At 50.6% G+C, this 4,858-nt stretch carries 10 protein-coding genes; all 10 read right to left on the reverse strand.

Translation table 11 applies throughout. From position 1 onward, the window contains the following. Nucleotides 1-22: 22 nt before the first annotated feature. Entirely contained in the window at nt 23-313 is a 291-nt protein-coding gene (locus tag QZ375_RS13615; protein ID WP_295219828.1) for a hypothetical protein, read from the reverse strand. Between the two features lie 14 nt (nt 314-327). Then, the gene (locus QZ375_RS13620) at nt 328-888 is read right to left on the reverse strand and encodes a Gp15 family bacteriophage protein (protein WP_295219829.1); all 561 of its coding nucleotides are present in this window, start codon (nt 886-888) and stop codon (nt 328-330) included. Then, nucleotides 869-1,237 (reverse strand): DUF6673 family protein, encoded by a 369-nt coding sequence (locus QZ375_RS13625; protein WP_295219830.1) that lies wholly within the window; start codon nt 1,235-1,237, stop codon nt 869-871. The genes QZ375_RS13620 and QZ375_RS13625 overlap by 20 nt, the downstream gene beginning before the upstream one ends. A 17-nt stretch (nt 1,238-1,254) precedes the next feature. After that, nucleotides 1,255-2,073: a cadherin-like beta sandwich domain-containing protein gene (locus QZ375_RS13630; protein ID WP_295219832.1), complete on the reverse strand. Its 819-nt coding sequence runs from the start codon at nt 2,071-2,073 to the stop codon at nt 1,255-1,257. Continuing rightward, complete coding sequence (locus QZ375_RS13635) at nt 2,066-2,503, reverse strand: chloramphenicol resistance protein (protein WP_295219833.1); 438 nt, start codon at nt 2,501-2,503, stop codon at nt 2,066-2,068. The genes QZ375_RS13630 and QZ375_RS13635 overlap by 8 nt, the downstream gene beginning before the upstream one ends. Next, a complete protein-coding gene (locus QZ375_RS13640; RefSeq protein WP_295219834.1) occupies nt 2,487-2,825 on the reverse strand; it encodes a minor capsid protein in 339 nt (112 codons plus the stop codon). The genes QZ375_RS13635 and QZ375_RS13640 overlap by 17 nt, the downstream gene beginning before the upstream one ends. After that, the gene (locus QZ375_RS13645) at nt 2,822-3,151 is read right to left on the reverse strand and encodes a hypothetical protein (protein ID WP_295219836.1); all 330 of its coding nucleotides are present in this window, start codon (nt 3,149-3,151) and stop codon (nt 2,822-2,824) included. The genes QZ375_RS13640 and QZ375_RS13645 overlap by 4 nt, the downstream gene beginning before the upstream one ends. Then, the gene (locus QZ375_RS13650) at nt 3,138-3,566 is read right to left on the reverse strand and encodes a hypothetical protein (protein WP_295219838.1); all 429 of its coding nucleotides are present in this window, start codon (nt 3,564-3,566) and stop codon (nt 3,138-3,140) included. Before QZ375_RS13650 ends, QZ375_RS13645 begins: the two co-directional genes overlap by 14 nt. A gap of 3 nt (nt 3,567-3,569) precedes the next feature. After that, nucleotides 3,570-4,427, reverse strand: coding sequence for a hypothetical protein (locus QZ375_RS13655; protein WP_295219840.1), 858 nt, complete (start codon nt 4,425-4,427; stop codon nt 3,570-3,572). Between the two features lie 15 nt (nt 4,428-4,442). Then, nucleotides 4,443-4,858 (reverse strand): phage scaffolding protein (locus QZ375_RS13660; RefSeq protein ID WP_295219841.1); only part of this gene is annotated, 416 nt, incomplete at its 5' end.

Consider the following 4,858-nt stretch of genomic DNA (forward strand, 5'->3'; position numbering starts at 1 on the left):
TCTATTATACCATATTTGTAGCTCAATGGGAAGATTTAATCAGTGTTTCCTTAAAGATCTTTTCCGATTTGTCGCCGGCTTCTTGCATGCTGGACTGCATTTTTCCGGAAGATTTCGCAAAGCTTTTCGATATGCCATCAGCAGCATTTCCGGCTTTTTTCTCTGCACTTTTGGAGGACTTTTCTGTATCCTTTTCTACATTCTTCGCTGCTTTTTCGCTGGATCTGTCGATCTGTTTCAGTCCTTTTTCAAAGCCTGATGTATCGATTTTGGTATCAAAATTGACGCTGCCGTCTACCTTACTGTTTACCACTGCCTATCACCTCTCTATCCAAAGATCGCACCAACTTGCCCTGCGTCCAGTTTCTTATTGGTTGGTATCCACAGGCTGTCTTTGACTTTCCGTATCCGTTTCTGCTGGTTCTTGTCTTTAACATTTGCCAGCTGGATACTGCGATATGCCACACGCTGTTTCACTGCGGATTCGTCTGGTAACGCTTCCAACAGCAGCCGAAATTTGTACCAGTGCAAGTTTTCTGCGGTCAGATCGATATGATAAAACCGCAGGAAATCACTGATGATATATGCTCCGTCGTATGTATAGGACAGCAGCTGTGCATTTGCAGATTTGCCGGTTTCCCGTCCGGTATGGGGTATATCGACACATGACACATACCGTAGCAGGGCCTGATACGCCTCCGCAATGCTGCACGGAGGGTGTGCCTGATACCACGCCATTGCACACAGCATGCGTTCTTCTGCGGTGTACGTTTCATCTGCCAGCATCTCCAAAAAGGACAGCCACTCCCGATAGCCAGTCACTACCGGATACGGCTTTCCCTGTACGCTGACAGTATCCGGCAAATGGTCATACAGTGGGTGCAGCATTACCGTTTCCTCTAGTCTTCGGAGCGTATTTCAGCAGGATACCGGCAATCCTGCGGTTCGCCTCTGCTTTCTGGTCGTGGATACACCGGAGCAGAGACGCATAGACCGCATCGAAGCAACGCTTGTTGTCCGGCACGTCAGACAGTACCGCCTTTGCGTTTTCTTCCCCGATCAGGTCGGCATAAAAGATCCGGAAGTCATTGCAGTACTTCCGGATCTTGTCCGATTCCAGCTTGGGCGAGGCTTCTTTTTCCCGTTCCACCGCATTTTTCACGGCGGCGTTGTACTTGTCCCAGAACGCCGCAGATTCCGCATCTACGCCGTAAGTTTTCCAGTTGATCTCGTCCATTTCTACACTTCCATAACTCAGGACACTTTGATTTTGTACGTGCTTGTTCCTTTGCCGCCAGAACCATCGGTGACTGTGATCGTGATATAGTCGCCGGATTTCAGATTGTTAAACTGATTTGTGCGGTGGTTTGGCACTGTGTTTGTAATGTATGATTCGCCATTGCAGGATACTATGACAGTCAAAGAAGTGTTCTCCGCAACAGCCTCTACGATCGCAGTTGCCGTTCCGGACGGGATCGTATACGATGTCGTACCGGCGGAGAATGTCGGTGTCAGATTGACTACACTTCCACCGCTTTCCACAGCCAGACTTTTCAGCTTCGGCTTGACCGCAGATGTAGACAGCTTCGCCGTCTGCCAGTCATCGCTGCTGGTAACAGTGACATTTTCCCACTCGCCGTTGTTTTTAAGATTGCCGGAATAGGTCAGCACATTGGCATCATCGCCGCTGCCGTCTGGCACTACACTGTAGCTCCGCATTCTGCCGGAGGCGGTAGTACCGTCTTCCGACAGCGTTTTCATGTCCACCTGAATGATACGGCGTGTTGCCTGCTTTCCCACCTTTTCCTCGTCGGTGATTGTCACAATGTCGTCCTGCACGGCGTTGCCGTCGTAGCGATCAAAACTGTATGAAATGCTCTCCTCGTAGCCCACCGTATCGGTGCGGCTGCTGCGTTCGTCCACATACTTCCGGCTGTGCTCGGTCGCAGACTTGGACGTGCTCATGCTGGTGAAGCCTTCCATACGCACAAAGGCGTACTGCTCCGGAACTTCATAGAATGCAACCTTTTCATCACGCATGACCAGATTGCCGTTTTGTAAATTTTTACCCATGAGTATACCTCCTGTCTTGGTAATAAGTCAATTTGAGTTGAATCTGATACCGTGCTGTACTGTCGCCGGCATCATATACGTATCCGCTTGTGGTGATCTCCACACGCTGTGCGGTGCGGTATGCTCCCAGTTCCGGCAGCTGCCGCAGCTTGTTCTGCAGTGCGATCCAGTCGGAAAAGTCATCATAAAACGCACTGTTCACCAGATTCTGTGCTGTGCCGGCATACTGATTCCGGCTCGCAAACACAAATAAAAACTGCCGCCGCTGAGAACCGTCAACATACTGTGATGCGACCGGATCACAAGGTACAGTATCCACGGTATAGCCTACCGGCTCTGCCCCCAGACGGTCAACACCCAAAATAGCATTTTCCTCGACCAGTGGGCAGCCGGCGACCCAGTCCCGCACCGCTTCAATGATCGCTGCCATGCTCGCCTCCTAGTATTTCTGCCACGCCTTTCTGCCAGTCGTCTGCGCGGTCTGCTTTGGCTCGGTCGAACCACCTTGCGCCACGCAGTCCTTTGGATTTCCCTTCGTAATACTGCTTCTGCGCATATGGCGTGTCCCATGTTACAATGCCGCTGTCGATTTTGGTTGACATTTTGCCGCTGCCCTCCAACGTCCCTGTGTCCAGCGGCACATATGGCGCACAAGTCCGTATCACTTCCTGATCCAGATACTTCTGCGCCTTTTCCAATGCTTTTTCGCTGCATTTTCCGGTGTGTATCACCAGTTCTCCGTGTATCTTCATACTGCCGTCACCTCGATATGCTGCACGCCTGCCGAGCCGTACCGGTAATCTTCCACCGCTGTGATCGTTCTGCCGCTTTCCGGCGGTTCGGCCGAATCGTACCTGCCGCAGACGATGATGTCATCCTTCCGGGGAACATAGCCGGACAGCGAACCGGATGGGATGCAGCACCAGATCTGATCCTGCTGCTTCATAGATGTACCAGTTTGCACCTGTGCTGTGGTATCCTCCCAGTAGACCGCCGGGATGAAGTGCGGCACATATGCTTCCATGCGGTTTTCCACCGCACGCTCATAGACTGTGCATCCAATCTTATTTGCGTACATCAATCGCACCCCTGTAAAGCAGCCCTGTTGTGCCCAGATAGCGCATACAGATACTTTTGAGATAATCCTGCAATCCAGATGCATCGCCATCCAACAGAACGGAAATTGATTCCGTAGGATTTGCATAGCTGACGCTATACGCACCAATACTTTCAGATGTTTTTAATCCGATTTCGCCCGAACCTATGCTGCCTACTCCATATGCCTGATACTGATATATCGCATCAGCAAGAGCGCAGCAGCACTTTTTGATGCGCGAGGTCAATTCCGAAGGAATTCTGTCCAGTAGCCTCCCAAAGGTCGCCATGTCCAAATATTCGCTCGCCCGTTCTGCTGCCCGACCAAAGTCGGTCGGATCATGGATCAGATTACCCAGATAAAAATCCTGGTAATATGGAAAATCAGCGTATGCCATGATTTACGCCTCCACTCTCTTGACGTAGACAGTTTTCGGCTTAGAGATACCAATGCCGTAAACCTTTCTGCCCTGCACTGCGGAAGAACCAATATAGTTGTTTGTCAGGTTCTTGATCTCAACCGGCACAGACCATTCCTGTACACGGTGGCACCAGTTCGGATGACCGCAAATAAACTCTGTCGTTGTTTTCTTGCCAGCCACAAGCTCGGTGTCCTCAAACATGGTATTGTTGGACTCAAAGACATTATATCCGGCAATTCTGCCAACAACGCCGCTCTGCACCAGTTCCTGGGATAGATCACCCTGCTTAATAAAGCGGTCGTCTGTCATGAGCACCTCCATGAATTCGGGGGATGCAATGAGCCAGCGCTTGCCGTCATTGGGTACACCCATACGAGACTGGGTACGCTTTGCAGCCAGTACCGCCTTGTATGCCGTTGTTTCGGTTACAGCGGTTTTCGACGCTGCAACAGTGGTACCTGTGGTTTTCTCCAATGCACGGATGGACTTGGTATCCATGGACAGCCCTAAAGAATATCCTGCGCTGTCCAGGCGCTCTGCTGTAATACCGTCCGGCACGGATTCCGCATCAAAGCCGTCGATCAGTTCGTTCACCGCTTCGTCGACATCAATATTGATGTCAAAATAGCTGGTAGAGCCGTTGGACAAGGTTGCGCCGGTCTGCTTGTTATATGCCTTAACCTCTACCTCGGTATCTCGTACTGGTACTTTGACCTTACCAGCCTTAGGATCTCCCTCATATCGATTGTTAAAAATAAGATTGTCCTTGGTGACTAGCGTTGCGCGCAATTTTTCGTCCACCAAAGTCGAATAACGTTCCTGTGCAATATGTGGCATAATGTGTACCTCCTGTTATTGTTTCAAGTTGGGATTCATTTCATAAAACTTTGCTTCCACACCGGACATTGCTGTGGGGATCTGTCCGGAAGTCGATGCCGCTGCACGCTCGTTGGGGTTTGGTGCAAAGGCGTCTGCATGGGCTTCGCGAAATTCATTGACGTACTTTTCCGCACCGACCAGTTCGCCGCCGTCAAACTTCAAGCCCTTTTCGGTCAGCATGTCTGTGACATACTTCTCATAGATGTCATTTTTCAGGCGTAAGCCTTTGACATATTGAGACATCTGTGTGCTGTACTCAAACGCCTTGCGATCAGCTTCGGACTGCTCCAGCTTTTGCTTGTAGTCCTCAACGCTCGCCTTGATGCCATCGATATCCATGTCCTTGTAGGACTGAATGGTCTTGCTGGCTTCGTCCAGCTGCGTCTGCA

It is taken from the genome of Ruminococcus sp. (assembly GCF_019417665.1).
In the GTDB taxonomy this organism is placed as follows: Bacteria; Bacillota; Clostridia; order Oscillospirales; family Ruminococcaceae; genus Ruminococcus_C.